We start from the raw sequence: 14468 nt of genomic DNA, 5'->3' as shown, positions 1-14468 counted from the left end.
ATCCGACACCTGCAGATCAGTCGTCCCCTGCACGGTCAGCTGCGGCATGCACAGCACGGCTACCGCAGCGCGCAGCGCGCGACGAATACTTCAGTGACGAAATCAGGTACGGCTGCACGGAAGGCCGGTACAGCGCCAGCAGGGCCCTGCAATACGCCGCCAGTGACCGCTAGCGTCGCCTACTGATCGTCACTGACTGCGGCGCGTGCCGACAAGCCCAGCATCAAGAACAACATTCCCAGCGTGCATCGCCACATTGTTCTTTCCCTTCAGTGAATGTCCAGTTGGTCTTTGTCGAGCCGCTTGTAGTGCAGCAATGAGTACAGGATGACCAGCGGCACCCAGGCCAGCGCCAGCACCAGCAACAGCCAGCCCGGGGCGCCCAGTGCGAGTGCACCGAGCCCCAGCAGACCGCTACCGACCATCAGCCGCGCCGCCAGCCGGTGCGTGGCATACCAGACGCGCTCGCTGGCCAGCGTCCACGGCGTACGGATACCGAAAAAGAAATTGCGGCGCACCTTGCCCATCGGATTGCCCATCAGTACCAGCATCAGCAACAGCCCGGCCGGCACCGCGCTCGATATCGGCACCGCCATGCCCATGGCGCTGGCCAACACCAGGCCATGCACGTACGCGAGCAGGCCCAGCACGACGACGAAGTTGTAATAAAAGGTGGGGGCGAACGGCTGCACTTCGAAGCGCTGCGGCGACAGCGATGGCAGCAGCAAAGCCAGCAGCAGGATGAAGGCCATCAGGCCCGGCCCCAGCAGCCACAGCACCGCGCGCGGCGCGTAGTCGTCCACCTCGCCCCGGTAATTCCAGTGTATCGCCACCACATCGGGCAACTGCGGCCAGGCGTACACAGTGGCCGCACAGACGGCCGCGATCATCAACAGGCTCAGGGCGATAAAGCGCGCTTTCATCATTTTCTCTCCTTGTGGTCGGTATCGGTCAGGTCCAGCATCCACGCCAGCACATCTTGCAGTACGGTGGTGTTGAGGCCATACCAGATGGTCTGGCCTTCGCGCCGGCGCGTGATCAGGTCGGCATCGGCCAGCACCGAAAAATGGTGCGACATGGTCGGCTTGCTCATGTCAAAACGGGCGGCCAGGTCGCCGGCCGTCATTTCGCCGGCCCGCAGCAGCCGCAGGATTTCGCGCCTTGCAGGGTCGGCAATCGCCTTGAAGGCACTGTTGGCGGCATTCATATTAAGATAAATGTCTAATTAGATAGTTATCTAAATATAGAAGCAACTGCGGCATGGGTCAAGCGATTTTCAGCAGCAGCGCCGGGCATAAGACGGCCGGGGCACGATTCCCGGCCCTGCTCTCGGACCCAGTCCGGCAGCGCCCTACTCTGGCAGCGAATAGTCGATGTCGTAGACACGCTGGCCGTTTTCAATGCGCATGGCCAGGGTGCCGCTGATGCCCGTCAGTTGCCCGCTGCCGGAATACGGCACGATGACGATACTCAGCTCCTGCCTGCCGTCGGCCATGGTGCCGAAATGCTGTACCACGAAGCTGCCCTCTTTGCCCTGCAGGACACCCGTGATGGCTTCCATGGCGACATAGCCTGCCGCGCCTTCGGTATCGCTCACGGCGTTGAGCATCTGCCCCGTGGCAGTGGCGACCAGGTCGCCCGCATACACCTTGTCAAGCAGCACCCTTCCCAAGCTCGTGCGCCCCGCGCGTTGCGGCGTCGTCGCCGGCGTCATGCTGATGCTAAAGTTTCCCGTGGCGTGCGCGTGCATGCGATGATCTTTCTCTGTAGACGAGGCGGCGCCGGCTGGCGCCACCGATGATAGACAATATGCGGCCAGCATCAGGCCCGACCAACTGCGTGATTTCATGATTGCCTTCCGGTCAATGCGAGAGGGCCAGCTTAAGGCCGTGCCGGAGAAAAATATTGGATAAAGCCGACAGCGCGGCCAATCTGCTCGATGTGCGGGCGCAGGCACCGAAAGGCATCGTCGATCCACAGGCGGCGGCGCGCCGGATACGCCTGGCGACCTATCCGCCGCCTGCCGCACTGGCGCCGTTCGTCGAGTATTGCTGGGTGGTCGAATGGGACAGGCGGGGCTGCGCACCGGAGACGCAACGCGTGCTGCCATATCCGAACGCCCACCTGGTTTTCGATGCAGGGCACAGCGCCATTCATGGCGTGGTGCGCGGCGCCTTTGACAGGCCTTTGATCGGTGCGGGTAAGGTATTGGGCGTGCGTTTCGCGCCGGGCGGCCTGCGCCCGTTCATCACGCAGCCACTGTCAAGCTTCACCGACACGACCATCGCAGCCGATGCGCTGCTGGGCATGCCGGCAGCGCAAGCCGAGGCGCGGGTACTAGGCAAGTCCGACGATCTGGCGATGGTGGCGCAGGCACAGGAACTGCTGCTGGCAAAACTGCCGCAAGTCGATGCTGCTGCACTGCTGGCCGCCCGCCTGACTGCCGCGGCAGCGGCCCACAACGGTCCGGCGAGTGTGGCGCAACTGTGTGAAAAAATGGCCATTGGCGAACGCAGGCTGCAGCGCCTGTTCGCCGACTACGTAGGCGTGCCGCCGAAATGGGTCATCCAGCGCTACCGCCTGCAAGAGGCGATCTGGCGCCTGGCGCAGCCCGATGCACCCGACCTGGCCAGCCTGGCGCATGCACTGGGTTTTTTTGACCAAGCCCATTTCAGCCGCAGTTTTGCACAGCTGGTGGGCAGCACGCCGCTCGACTATCGCCGTTCGCAGCTGCCCAAGCCTGCCTAGCTGGCCTAGCTGGCCGCCTTGACGTCGTCCATATAGGCGCCGATGATGCTGGCGAAATCGGCGTCCGCCGTCAAACCCAGCGCTTCGGCGCGGGCCGTATCCCAGGCGCCGGGCCAGCTCTTGACGATGCGCTCGATGGCGGGATCGGGCGCGTAGCTGATGCGGGCCACGACATCAGCGCCAGCGACTTGCTCCAGCGCGGCGATCATTGCGCCCACGCTGACCGACAGCCCCGGCAAGTTCACCGTGCGGCTGGCGCCGAAGGATGCGCCCGCCAATTCGTGCCCGGCGATCAGGGAGGCGATGGCGCCGCGCGGCGACAGCAGCCACAGACGCAGATCGGTGGCCACGGGGCAGACGCAAGCGTCGCCGTTCAACGGTTCACGGATGATGCCGCTGGCGAACGACGATGCTGCCTTGTTCGGCTTGCCCGGACGCACGCTGATGGTTGGCAGGCGCAGCACGCGGCCATCGACAAAGCCGCGGCGGCTATAGTCGTTGAGCAGCAATTCGCCGATGGCCTTTTGCGCGCCATATGACGACTGGGGATTCAGGGCCGTCGTATCTTGCACCACCTCGGGCAGCTGGCCGCCATACACGGCCACGGAGCTGGTAAACACGACCTTCGGTTTGTGCCCCAGTTCGCGGCAGATATCGAGCAGCAAACGCGAGGCATCAAGGTTGATGCGCATGCCCAGCTCGAAATCGGCTTCGGCCTGGCCGCTGACGATGGCCGCCAGGTGGAAGATCGAGCTGGTCTGCGTGTCGATGGTGGCGCGCATCAGGGCGCCGTCGGCGATATCTCCCGTGACGACTTTCACGCGGGCGTCATTGAAATCATGCGCGGCCACCACATCGACCAGCACCAGCTCGCTGATCGTTTGCAATTGGCCCTGACTGTCCGTCAGCTGGCCCTGGGCCAGCAACTGGCGCGCCAGGCGCTGCCCCAGGAAACCGGCACCGCCGGTGATCAATACTCTCATGTGATATCTCCTTATCTGTTCGAATTATTCAAGTAGGGCGCGAGCCAGCCCAGGCCATCTTCGGTGCGCCCGCGCGGACGGTACTCGCAGCCAATCCAGCCTTCGTAGCCCAGCTCATCGAGCAGCCTGAATAAATACGCGTAATTGACTTCGCCATCGTCCGGCTCATGGCGTGCCGGAACGCTGGCGATCTGCACGTGGCCGATACCATCGACATTGTTCTGGAACGTCATGGCGATATCGCCCTCGACAATCTGCGCGTGGTAAAAATCCATCTGCACCTTGACGTTGGGCGCGCCCGACTCCAGGCGCAGTGCATGGCCCTGCGCCTGCCTGACGAGGAAATAGCCAGGCATGTCGCGCCCGTTGATGGGCTCGATCAAGAGTTCAATGCCATGCTCGCCCACGGCCTTGGCCGCGTACTTCAAATTGGCCAAATAGGTGGCGCGGTGCAGCGCGAGGTCGGCACCGACGGGCAGCAGGCCGGCCATCATGTGCACGCGTGGCGTGCCCAGCGCCAGCGCATACTCGATGCCACGCGCCACGCCGGCGCGAAACTCCGCTTCGCGGCCCGGCAGCGAGGCAATGCCACGCTCACCGGCCGCCCAGTCGCCCGGAGGCAGGTTGAACAGCACGTTCTGCAAACCATGCTGGCGCAACCAGCCGGCCACTTCCTGCGGCGCGTAATCGTAAGGAAACAGGAATTCGACGGCCTGGAAACCCGCTTGCGCGGCGGCGGCGAAGCGCTGCGGGAAAGGCACTTCGTTGAACATCATGGTCAGATTGGCGGCAAAACGGGGCATGCGTATCTCCTGGATTTCTTATATGTCGAGTTTGAAGGTGTGTTTCAGGTCCGCGATCTGTTGCGCGTCGAGCGGGCGCGTGGGCACGTCGCGCAGCAGCAGGAATAGCTTGGCCGTCTCTTCCAGTTCCTCGGCCGCATACACGGCCGCTTCCAGGCTGCTACCCGAGACCACAGGACCGTGGTTGGCCAACAGCACGGCCGAATGCTTGCGGGCCATGGCGCCAATCGCGCCCGCCAGCGCCGGGTCACCCGGACGGTGGTAAGGTAGCAGCGGCAAACGCCCCACTTTCATCACAAAGTAGGGCGTGAGCGGCGGGATGCAATCGTCATGATTCAGGCCACACATGCACGACACGGCCGCCGAATGGGTCGAATGCAAATGCACGATGGCGCCCGCGCCGGCGCGCTCCTGGTACATGGCGCGGTGCAAAAATGCCTCCTTCGAGGGCGGCGCGCCGCTCAGCAACTTGCCGTCCCAGTCCAGCTTTGACAGTTGAGCGGGATCGAGCCGCCCCAGGCTGGCGTTCGTCGGCGTGAGCAGCCAGCCATCGGACAGACGCACGCTCAGGTTGCCGCTGCTGCCCGCCGTCAAGCCCCGCTCGAACAGCGACTTGCCAAAATCGACGATCTGCTCGCGCTGGCGCATTTCTTCTGCAGAAGTATGAATCGCAGCGACACTCATGCCAGCACCTGCCAGGCTTTGCTGAAGAAATCGACCGTGCCAAAATTGCCGGACTTGAGGGCCAGCAGCAAAGGCGCCCTGTCATCGCCGCACGGCGCAGGCAAGGCTTGCGTCCAGGGCACGCCAGGGTCGATCTCGGGGCCGATGCGCAAGCCCGCCACGCCCAAGGCCTTGACGACGGCGCCCGAGGTTTCACCACCAGCGACGATCAACTGGCCCACGCCGAGGCGCACCAGCCCTTGCGCAATGGCGGCCAGGGTTTCCTCGACGAGGGCGCCGGCGCGCTCGACACCGAGCTGTGCCTGCACGGCGCGCACGGCGTCCGGCGTGGCCGTGGCATAGACCAGGACAGGGCCTTGCGCCAGGTGCGCGCCAGCCCACGCCAAAGCCTGTTCCACCACGCCAGCGGCTACCTCGCCACCTGCCGCCAACTGCAAGGGATCGATGTGGAATGACGGTGCGCGCTCGCGCAAGTGTGCCACCTGCTGCTGCGTGGCCACCGAGCAGCTGCCCGAAATCACGGCGCGAAAACCGCAGGCCGGCGGCAAGCGCCCGGCCTGGCCCGCAGGCGACGGCGACAACTGACCCCGCTGGCGGAAATTTTGCGGCAGTCCCAGCGCGATGCCGGAGCCGCCCGTAATCAGTTTCAAGTCGGCGCAGGCCGCGCCGATGGCTTCCAGGTCGCGGTTCGAGACGGCATCGACGACGGCAAAGTGGCAGCCCTGGCCGCGCAATTCCGTAAAGCGCTGGGCAATGGCGGCGGCGCCCTTCTCCACGACGGAGAAGTTGGCCAAGCCCACTTTTGATGCCACCTGCTGCTGCAGCACGCGCACCAGGTTCGAATCGGTCATCGGCGTCAAGGGATGGTCGCGCATGCTCGACTCGGCCAGCGGCACCTCACCGACGAACAGATTGCCCTTGTAGATGGTGCGGCCATTCGCCGGGAACGCCGGGCAGGCAATCGTGAAGTCCGTGTCAAGCGCCCGCATCAAGGCCTCGGCCACGGGACCGATATTGCCGCGCGGCGTGGAGTCGAACGTGGAGCAGTACTTGAAGTAAAACTGGCGGCAGCCCGCCTGCTGCAGCCAGGCCAGCGCGGCCAGCGATTCGGCCACCGCTTCTTCAGGCGCATTCGTGCGCGACTTGAGGGCGATGACGACCGCATCGACATCGTCAGGTGGTGGCCCTTGCGGCACGCCAATCAACTGCACCGTGCGCATGCCGGCCTTGACCAGCATGCCGGCCAGGTCGGTGCCACCCGTGAAGTCATCGGCGATACAACCCAGTAGTACAGTCATGATTGTTCCTTCTTGATTCAGTTAAGCTTTCGCTGGCAATGTAATTCCAGGGAAAAGCTTGATGACGGCGCAATCGTCCTCGCCGCCAAAACCGGCGGCCGACGCCTGCATGAACATCTGGTGCGCGGTAGCCGACAACGGTAATGGGAAGACGCTTTTTTTTGCGAAATCGAGCACGATGCCCAGGTCTTTCACGAAGATGTTCACGGCCGATAGCGGCGTGTAGTCGCCCTTGAGGATATGCGGCACGCGGTTCTGGAACATCCAGGAACTGCCGGCGCTGTTCGAAATGACTTCGTACAGGGCGTCCGGATCGCAGCCGGCACGCAGGCCCAGCGCCATCGCTTCGGCGGCGGCGGCGATGTGCACGCCGGCCAGCAGCTGGTTGATCATCTTCACCTTCGAGCCCTGCCCCGGCTGCTCACCCAGGCGATACAGCTTGGCGCAAATGGCATCGAAAACACCGCTGCATGCGTCAAACGCGTCCGGCGCGCCAGCCGCCATCACCGACATTTCGCCCGAGGCTGCCTTTGCCGCACCACCGGAAATGGGCGCATCGATGAAGCGCAGCCCCATCGCCGCCAGACGCGCGCCGAGCGCTTCGGCAAATTCCGGCGCCACGGTAGCGCAAGCGATCACCACGCTGCCCGGCGCCAGGGCAATGGCCGCACCGTGCTCGCCAAACAGCACGTTCTCGGTCTGCTGCGCATTGACGACGACGATCAGCAGTGCCTGCACCTGCGCCGCGAGTGCAGCCGGCGAGGCGGCAGCATGGGCGCCCAAATCCACCAGCTTTTGCACGGCCTCAGGGCGCACGTCGCAAACTTGCACTGCAAAACCGGCGCGCAGCAGCGATTGCGCGATGCCCATGCCCATGGCGCCCAGGCCGATCACACCCACTTTTTCGATTATTGCAGTCATTATTTGCTCCACTTATTTATTGACGAGCTTGGCCGGCACCCGCATGATGATGAAGGCGCCAAACACGAGGATGCCGGCCAGCAGGTAGATGGCGATATCGGTCGACTGCGTCAAGTCCTTGATCGAACCGATCATGTAGGGCGCTGCGAAACCGGCCAGATTACCCACTGAATTGATGGCGGCGATGCCGGCAGCGGCTGAAACGCCACCGAGGAAGGCCGTCGGCAAGCTCCAGAACATGGGCGAGGCAGCCAGGATGCCACCGGCGGCGATCGCCAGGAAGAAGATGGCCCAGCCCGTATTGTTGGCGCCAGCGAGCGCGCTGCAGACGATGGCAGCGGCGCCCACCACCAGCGGGATGGCCATGTGCCAGCGCCGTTCGCGGTATTTATCCGAGCTGCGGCCCAGCAGTATCATCGACGCCACGGCCACCGAATACGGAATCGCCGTAAACAAGCCGATATTGAGCACGCCCGTCACGCCGGCCGCCTTGATCAGGCTGGGCAGCCAGAAGGTCAGCGAATACTGGCCCATCACGCAGCAGAAGTAAATCAGGGCCATGACCCAGATACGCGGGTCCGAGAACATGGCGCGGATCGACGGGTGCGCTACCTTGCCTTGCGCTTCCGTGGCGATGCGCTGCTCAAGGATGACTTTTTCCTCTTCCGTCAGCCACTTCGCGGCGCGGATGCTGTTGTCCAGGTACAGCAGCACGGCCACGCCCATCAGTGCGGCGGGAATCGCTTCGAGCACGAACATCCACTGCCAGCCCGCATAGCCGTGCCAGCCGGCGAAGGCTTCCATGATCCAGCCCGACAGCGGGCCGCCGATCAAGCCGGCCACGGGAATGGCGGCCATGAAGGTGCACACCATGCGCGCGCGGCGCTCGGACGGATACCAGTAGGTCAAATACAGAATGATGCCGGGAAAGAAGCCCGCCTCAGCGATGCCGAGCAAGAAGCGCATGACGTAGAACTGTGTCGGCGTGGTGACGAACATGAAGGCGCCAGAGATGACGGCCCAGGTGATCATGATGCGCGCGATCCACACGCGCGCGCCGATCTTGTGCAGCATGACGTTGCTGGGAACTTCGAACAGGAAGTAGCCAAGGAAAAACACACCCGCGCCCAGGCCATACACGGTTTCGGAAAACTGCAGGTCGGCCAGCATTTGCAGCTTGGCGAAGCCCACGTTAACGCGGTCGAGGTAAGCGACGATGTAGCACAGCATGAGGAAGGGAATGATGCGCCAGGTCACCTTGCGGTAGACGGCGTCGTCGATGCGTTTCTGGCTTGCGGGCGCGCCTGCCGGCTGCCCTGGCAATGCTTGCGATACTTCCATGCTAGTCTCCTGATCACTGAGGAATCGACCGTGCCGGGTTTTTATGGTCCACCGATGGTGGCTGGCAACTTGTCTAGAATTTGTATGGGTGTATATTATGTGTGTGTTTTGTGTGTGTCAAGCTGTATATTCCATATAATGGTGGGCAAGCAAGCCCCACAAAATCGTTAGCGCAAGGATGCACCCGATGGACCGCACGTATAGCTTTACCCTTCCCGCGCCGGAGCCCGCTGCGGGCAGTTTCACCACCGGCACCCTGGGCGCGAGGGTGGCAGCAAGGCTACACCAGCAAATCTACAACGATGGCTTGGCCAGCGGCACGCGCCTGCCCTCGGAGCAAGCCATGGCGACGCACTTCGGCGTCAGCCGCACGGTGCTGCGCGAAGCCATCGCCCTGCTGCAGGCAGACGGCATCGTCGCCACGCGCAAGGGCAGCGGTACGTTCGTGTGCGCCCAAGATGGCGCGAAGACCGGCGAACTGGGCGACGAGCTGACGCAGCAATCCGTGCAATCGCTGTTAAACCTGATCGAAGTACGCCAGGGACTGGAAGCGGAAATCGCCGCACTGGCAGCCGTGCGGCGCACGCCGGGCCAACTGGCCGATATCGAACACGCGCTACGGCGCATCGAGGAAGCGGTGGCGGCCGGCGTCGATGGCGTGGAAGAAGACGTGCGCCTGCACCTGTGCATCGCCGAAGCGACCGGCAACCCTTATTGGCCCAAATTCGTGGCCATGTTTGCCGACCCGATCCGCTCTGCCGTCAAAGTAACGCGCGCCAACGAAGCGCGGCGCGCGGACTTTTCCATCGAGGTGCGCCGCGAACATGAAAAGATCGTGCAAGCGATTGCCGACGGCGACCCGCAAGGTGCGCGCCAGGCGGCCATGGAACACATGCAGCACGCCGCCGAGCGTGTGCGCCTGGCCGACCGCGAATTCTGGCGCGGCGACGGCGGCGCGCTGGCGCGCACCCTGGGACGCGATCCCATCATGCAGAAATAGCCTGCTGCCGTTCAGGGATAGCTTGGCCGACGCATCTGGAACAAGCTCTCCGGGCCGATCTCAAAATAGTCAGCCGGCCCGCCGCCGCGCAATATCGGCGCTGCGGCCGCCGTGTCGTACACACCGGCCTTGAGCAGATGGCGCGCGATATGCACGCCCACCACTTCCCCCAGCACCAGCCAGCTACCGACGCCATCGCCGTTCAATCCTTGCAGCTCGATGATCTGCGTGCAGCGGCATTCGAACGCTACCGGGCTTTCGGCCACGCGCGGCACCTTGACGACGCGCGAAGCAAGCGGGTTCAAGCCTGCCAACGCGAACTCGTCGACTTCGGCCGGCGCCGCTGCGCAACTGACGTTCATGGCCTCGGCCAGCGGACGGGTCGCCAGATTCCAGACAAATTCGCCCGTCTGTTCGATATTGCGCAAGGTGTCCTTGCGGCCGATGCTGGAAAAACCGATCAGCGGCGGTGTGTAATTGAAGGCGTTGAAAAAACTGTAGGGCGCCAGGTTGAGCACGCCTTCGCCGCTGCGCGTGGCGATCCAACCGATAGGACGCGGCCCCACGATGGCGTTGAAGGGATCGTGCGGCAGGCCGTGGCCCTGCGCAGGTTCATAAAAATGCATATCGTCGGCCATGCGTGTTCCTGTCATCGTGGCGCTCACAGAAGCGCGCCTGGAGTGCCAGCTTAACAAAATAATCGCCCAGGCGCGTTTTTCACTACCCTCTAGGAGCGAAAGCTGCGCTCTCACCGAAAGCTGTTTACCGCGCCGTTGCAAATTTGCATACTGCTGCCACCGTCGGCACGGAAAGCCTGAAACAGATGCGCATCGACCTGGCGCAGCAGCTGGCAGCAACAGCTGGCAGCAAAAGATGGCCGCTGCCCTGCTCATCGTCCTTGCTCAAGATCAAGGGCTAACACCCTGCCGTCATGGGCGCGCCAGCCGGTACACCACGCTATCGATGTCGTAATGGCGTTGCATGCCCACGTATTGCATGCCCAGGCGCGTCATGACCTTGATCGAGGCGGCGTTGTCCGGGTGCGCCACGGCCACCACTTCAGGTGCACCAACGACGTCGAACGCATGCGCGACGATGGCGGCGGCGGCCTCGCTGGCGTAACCCTGGCCCCAGCTGGTGCGCGCCAGGCGCCAGCCGATTTCAAGCCGACTGCCTCTCTCGCCGCCTAGATGCTGCAGGCAGGCCATGCCCACCAGCGCACCATCGTCGAGGCGGATCAACGCCCACCATGAATAACCCCATTCGGCCCAGCGACCCATGGTGCGGACGATGGCCGCGCGCGTCGTCTCCTCTGTCTCCGGCTGACCCGCGTTCAGATAGGTCATGACCTCGGGATCGGTGTTGAGCGTGCGCATGCGCTCGTAATGGCTCTCGTTGATCGGCTCCAGGCGCAGGCGCGCCGTCGTCAGTATGGTCATCGCATTTCCCTGGACGAAAAAAAAAGACGATACACGATCGTCTTTTTTTTGCAAGCGCGCACGCAATTACTTGCCTGCTTCGCCCTTCTTGATCCACGCCGCCAGCTGGTGCGGACGCAGGCCGTCGTAGTCTTCGAACGGCTGATGTATCCATGGATTATGCGGCAGCTCTTCGAGGAAATAGTCAGGACGCACGACGGAACAGCCTTTGAGCCAGATTACGGCCGATTTGACTTCCGTCACGTCAGGGAAGTTATCCTTCAGGTGACGCGTGACTTTGTCCAGCGTGACGCCCGAATCGGCCAGGTCGTCGACCAGCAAGATGCGGCCAGCCAGCGGGCCCTTGGTCATGGTCATGTACTTGGCGATATCGAGGTCGCCGCGCACGGTGCCAGCGTCTTCGCGGTAGGAGCTGGTCGACAGGATCGCCAGCGGCAAATCAAAAATGCGCGAAAACACGTCACCAGGACGCACACCGCCGCGCGCCAGGCAAAGCACCTGGTCAAATTTCCAGCCCGATTCATAGACCTTGAGCGCCAGGCGCTCGATCAGGCGGTGATACTCTTCCCAGTTGACCCAGAGATGTTGATCGTTCGATTGTGGGGTAGTCATGATAGTGAACTCTTATTATTAGCGTGATTAAAAAAATCCGCCTTGCGGCGGATTGTGTCCAGCAGCTTACTCGAATGGATGGCGCAGCACGATCGTTTCTTCACGATCGGGACCAGTCGAAACCATGTCCACTGGCACGCCGACCAGTTCTTCGATGCGCTTGATGTAAGCGCGCGCCGTCGCCGGCAAGGCCGCCAGCGATTTCGCGCCGACAGTGCTTTCCGTCCAGCCTGGCATTTCTTCGTAGATCGGCTCGCAACGCGCTGCGTCTTCGGCGCCGACCGGGAAGATGTCGACGATCTTGCCGTCGAGCTTGTAGCCGGTGCACAGCTGCAACGTTTCCAGGCCATCCAACACATCAAGCTTGGTCAGGCACATGCCCGACACGCCGTTGATCTGCACGGAGCGGCGCAGCAAGGCGGCGTCGAACCAGCCGCAACGGCGGGCACGGCCCGTCACGGTACCGAATTCATGACCGACTTGGGCCAGGTGCAAGCCAACGCCCGCATCCGTTGGCAATTCCGACGGGAACGGGCCGGAGCCGACACGCGTCGTGTAAGCCTTGGTGATGCCCAAGATGTAGTGCAGCATGCCAGGACCGACGCCCGAACCGGCGGAGGCATTGCCTGCCACGCAGTTCGACGAAGTAACGAACGGATAGGTGCCGTGGTCGACGTCGAGCAGGGAACCCTGCGCGCCTTCGAACAGCAGGTTGGCGCCGGCCTTGTGCGCTGCGTACAGCGCGCTCGACACGTCGGCGACCATCGGACGCAGGCGCGGTACGTAGGCCAGCGCGTCGTCGAGGGTCTTCTGATAGTCGACTTTCGGCGCCTTCAGGTAGTTTTCCAGCACGAAGTTATGGTAATCGAGATTTTCCGCCAGCTTTTCAGCGAAGCGCGTCTCGTTGAGCAAGTCGGCGATACGGATCGCGCGGCGTGCCACCTTGTCTTCGTAGGCAGGGCCGATGCCCTTGCCGGTCGTGCCGATCTTGGCCGCGCCGCGTGCCGCTTCGCGGGCCGCGTCGAGTGCCGAGTGGTAAGGCAGGATGACTGGCGAGGCTTCGGAGATTTTCAGACGCGAAGCGACTTCGACGCCGACAGCTTCGAGCTTGTCGATTTCGCGCAGCACGTCCGGTACCGAGACGACGACACCGTTACCGATGTAGCAAGCGACGCCGGCGCGCATGATGCCCGAAGGGATCAGTTGCAACGCGGTCTTGACGCCGCCGATGACCAGCGTGTGGCCTGCATTGTGGCCGCCCTGAAAGCGCACCACACCCTGGGCGTGATCGGTCAACCAATCGACGATCTTGCCTTTACCTTCATCGCCCCATTGGGTGCCGATGACAACGACGTTCTTTGCCATAATTTTCTTTGACATCACTCAACCTAAGTTTTTAAGAATCCAGCTACTACCATTATCGGCAAGTACCAGCACGCGATCGCACTCGAACTCGTCTTGTTCATTACTGTGACCCGGCATACTCTGGATCACGACCTCGCCCGCCTTGCGCAACTCGGCGATTTTTTCCTTCAATTCTGGCGCGCTGCCCCATGGCGCACGGATCGAATGCTTCCGTTCCGCGGTCGGCAACAGGCGCGCCAGTTCGCGCAAATCGAGCGAGAAGCCGGTCGCGGGACGAGCCCGGCCGAACGCTTCGCCGACGTGGTCATAACGGCCGCCGCGCGCAACCGCGTTCGGCAAGCCAGGTACATACAGCGCAAACATCGCGCCGCTTTCATATTGATAGCCGCGCAGGTCGGCCAAGTCGATCGCCACTTCGGCGCGGCCCAGGGCAGATCCGGCCAGCGCGGCCAGTTCGGCCAGCGCCTTCAGCACGCCTGGCAGCGGCGGCAGCACTTCGCGCGCACGCGCCAGCACGTCGATGTCGCCGTACAGATTGGGCAAGGCCAGCAGCGCATCGCGCGTAACAGGATCGTAGGCGGCGGTCAGCGCACGCAAGCCCGGCGCATCTTTCGCGCGCAGCAAGGTGTACAGCGCAGCCTCGTCGCGCACGGCAGCGCCGTCTTGCGCAATGATAGCGCGCAACAGGCCGACATGCGACAAATCCAGGCGCACAGCATCAAAACCGGCCAATGCCAGCGAAGCGAGCGCCAATTCCTGGATCTCGGCGTCCGCTTCCAGGCCGGCATGGCCATAGATTTCGGCGCCGATCTGCAGCGGTTCGCGGGTGGCGTGCAGACCCGACGGACGGGTGTGGAGCACGCTGCCGGCATAGCACAACCGGGTCACGGTGGCACGGTTGAGCAGGTGCGCGTCGATGCGCGCCACTTGCGTCGTCATGTCGGCACGCAGGCCGAGCATGCGGCCCGACAACTGGTCGACCAGTTTAAAGGTGCGCAGGTCGGTATCCTTGCCAGCGCCGGTCATCAGCGATTCGAGATACTCAAGCAGCGGCGGCATGACCAGTTCATATCCGTACAGACGGAAATTATCCAGCATGCGGCGGCGCAGCTCTTCGATCTTACGCGCTTCCGACGGCAGAACATCGGCAATATTTTCGGGCAAAAGCCAATTCGGCATGAGGGAGCGAGATACGGAAGAAAGTTGAAAAAATGCATAGTGCGAGGCAGCGGCAAGCGCGCCAGGCAATAGGCCGAACCTGATATTTTACGCGA

17 protein-coding genes are annotated in these 14468 nt (G+C 63.0%); 3 read left to right on the top strand and 14 right to left on the bottom strand.

Features of this window, described 5'->3' with window-relative positions; all coding sequences use genetic code 11:
* Nucleotides 1-269: 269 nt before the first annotated feature.
* The 3 genes from ACQ4V8_RS02380 to ACQ4V8_RS02370 form a co-directional block, all read right to left on the bottom strand.
* Nucleotides 270-926 (bottom strand): SdpI family protein, encoded by a 657-nt coding sequence (locus ACQ4V8_RS02380; protein WP_436570819.1) that lies wholly within the window; start codon nt 924-926, stop codon nt 270-272.
* A complete protein-coding gene (locus tag ACQ4V8_RS02375; protein WP_010399851.1) occupies nt 923-1207 on the bottom strand; it encodes an autorepressor SdpR family transcription factor in 285 nt (94 codons plus the stop codon). Before ACQ4V8_RS02375 ends, ACQ4V8_RS02380 begins: the two co-directional genes overlap by 4 nt.
* A gap of 144 nt (nt 1208-1351) precedes the next feature.
* Nucleotides 1352-1849, bottom strand: coding sequence for a DUF3224 domain-containing protein (locus tag ACQ4V8_RS02370; RefSeq protein WP_436570818.1), 498 nt, complete (start codon nt 1847-1849; stop codon nt 1352-1354).
* A 56-nt stretch (nt 1850-1905) separates the two neighbouring features.
* Between ACQ4V8_RS02370 and ACQ4V8_RS02365 the strand changes: the two genes are divergently transcribed.
* On the top strand, nt 1906-2748 hold the full coding sequence (locus ACQ4V8_RS02365; RefSeq protein ID WP_010399853.1) for a DUF6597 domain-containing transcriptional factor: 843 nt from the start codon (nt 1906-1908) through the stop codon (nt 2746-2748).
* A 5-nt stretch (nt 2749-2753) separates the two neighbouring features.
* Here ACQ4V8_RS02365 and denD read toward each other — a convergent pair whose 3' ends face one another.
* Genes denD through ACQ4V8_RS02335 form a run of 6 tightly spaced genes read right to left on the bottom strand, consistent with a single transcriptional unit; the run spans nt 2754 to nt 8778 of the window.
* A complete protein-coding gene (gene denD / locus ACQ4V8_RS02360) occupies nt 2754-3731 on the bottom strand; it encodes a D-erythronate dehydrogenase (protein ID WP_436570817.1) in 978 nt (325 codons plus the stop codon).
* A gap of 11 nt (nt 3732-3742) precedes the next feature.
* Complete coding sequence (gene otnI, locus ACQ4V8_RS02355) at nt 3743-4534, bottom strand: 2-oxo-tetronate isomerase (RefSeq protein WP_010399856.1); 792 nt, start codon at nt 4532-4534, stop codon at nt 3743-3745.
* 18 nt (nt 4535-4552) lie between these two features.
* Complete coding sequence (otnC, locus tag ACQ4V8_RS02350) at nt 4553-5218, bottom strand: 3-oxo-tetronate 4-phosphate decarboxylase (protein WP_029496552.1); 666 nt, start codon at nt 5216-5218, stop codon at nt 4553-4555.
* Entirely contained in the window at nt 5215-6516 is a 1302-nt protein-coding gene (gene otnK / locus ACQ4V8_RS02345) for a 3-oxo-tetronate kinase (protein ID WP_010399858.1), read from the bottom strand. The genes otnC and otnK overlap by 4 nt, the downstream gene beginning before the upstream one ends.
* A 21-nt stretch (nt 6517-6537) precedes the next feature.
* Nucleotides 6538-7428, bottom strand: a complete 891-nt coding sequence (ltnD, locus tag ACQ4V8_RS02340) for an L-threonate dehydrogenase (RefSeq protein WP_085940398.1) — start codon at nt 7426-7428, stop codon at nt 6538-6540.
* A 21-nt stretch (nt 7429-7449) separates the two neighbouring features.
* On the bottom strand, nt 7450-8778 hold the full coding sequence (locus ACQ4V8_RS02335; protein ID WP_082261006.1) for an MFS transporter: 1329 nt from the start codon (nt 8776-8778) through the stop codon (nt 7450-7452).
* A 187-nt stretch (nt 8779-8965) separates the two neighbouring features.
* Here ACQ4V8_RS02335 and ACQ4V8_RS02330 point away from each other — a divergent pair, with 187 nt between their 5' ends.
* Nucleotides 8966-9778, top strand: a complete 813-nt coding sequence (locus tag ACQ4V8_RS02330; RefSeq protein WP_010399861.1) for a FadR/GntR family transcriptional regulator — start codon at nt 8966-8968, stop codon at nt 9776-9778.
* A gap of 11 nt (nt 9779-9789) precedes the next feature.
* Here ACQ4V8_RS02330 and ACQ4V8_RS02325 read toward each other — a convergent pair whose 3' ends face one another.
* Nucleotides 9790-10416 (bottom strand): flavin reductase family protein, encoded by a 627-nt coding sequence (locus ACQ4V8_RS02325; RefSeq protein WP_010399862.1) that lies wholly within the window; start codon nt 10414-10416, stop codon nt 9790-9792.
* A 143-nt stretch (nt 10417-10559) separates the two neighbouring features.
* Between ACQ4V8_RS02325 and ACQ4V8_RS02320 the strand changes: the two genes are divergently transcribed.
* The gene (locus ACQ4V8_RS02320) at nt 10560-10697 is read left to right on the top strand and encodes a hypothetical protein (protein WP_208760731.1); all 138 of its coding nucleotides are present in this window, start codon (nt 10560-10562) and stop codon (nt 10695-10697) included.
* Between the two features lie 10 nt (nt 10698-10707).
* Here the strand turns inward: ACQ4V8_RS02320 and ACQ4V8_RS02315 are convergent, their stop codons facing one another.
* The 4 genes from ACQ4V8_RS02315 to ACQ4V8_RS02300 form a co-directional block, all read right to left on the bottom strand.
* Nucleotides 10708-11217 (bottom strand): GNAT family N-acetyltransferase, encoded by a 510-nt coding sequence (locus ACQ4V8_RS02315; RefSeq protein ID WP_436570816.1) that lies wholly within the window; start codon nt 11215-11217, stop codon nt 10708-10710.
* A 66-nt stretch (nt 11218-11283) separates the two neighbouring features.
* Nucleotides 11284-11829: a phosphoribosyltransferase gene (locus ACQ4V8_RS02310; protein ID WP_010399866.1), complete on the bottom strand. Its 546-nt coding sequence runs from the start codon at nt 11827-11829 to the stop codon at nt 11284-11286.
* 66 nt (nt 11830-11895) lie between these two features.
* Nucleotides 11896-13209, bottom strand: coding sequence for an adenylosuccinate synthase (locus ACQ4V8_RS02305; RefSeq protein ID WP_029496554.1), 1314 nt, complete (start codon nt 13207-13209; stop codon nt 11896-11898).
* A gap of 3 nt (nt 13210-13212) precedes the next feature.
* The gene (locus ACQ4V8_RS02300; protein ID WP_010399868.1) at nt 13213-14373 is read right to left on the bottom strand and encodes an ATP phosphoribosyltransferase regulatory subunit; all 1161 of its coding nucleotides are present in this window, start codon (nt 14371-14373) and stop codon (nt 13213-13215) included.
* Nucleotides 14374-14468: the final 95 nt, after the last annotated feature.

This window comes from Janthinobacterium paucivorans, assembly GCF_051380805.1.
Lineage (GTDB): Bacteria > Pseudomonadota > Gammaproteobacteria > Burkholderiales > Burkholderiaceae_D > Janthinobacterium > Janthinobacterium lividum_D.
The sequence above is the reverse complement of the archived record's forward strand: the minus strand, read 5'-3'. Positions and strand labels throughout refer to the sequence as shown.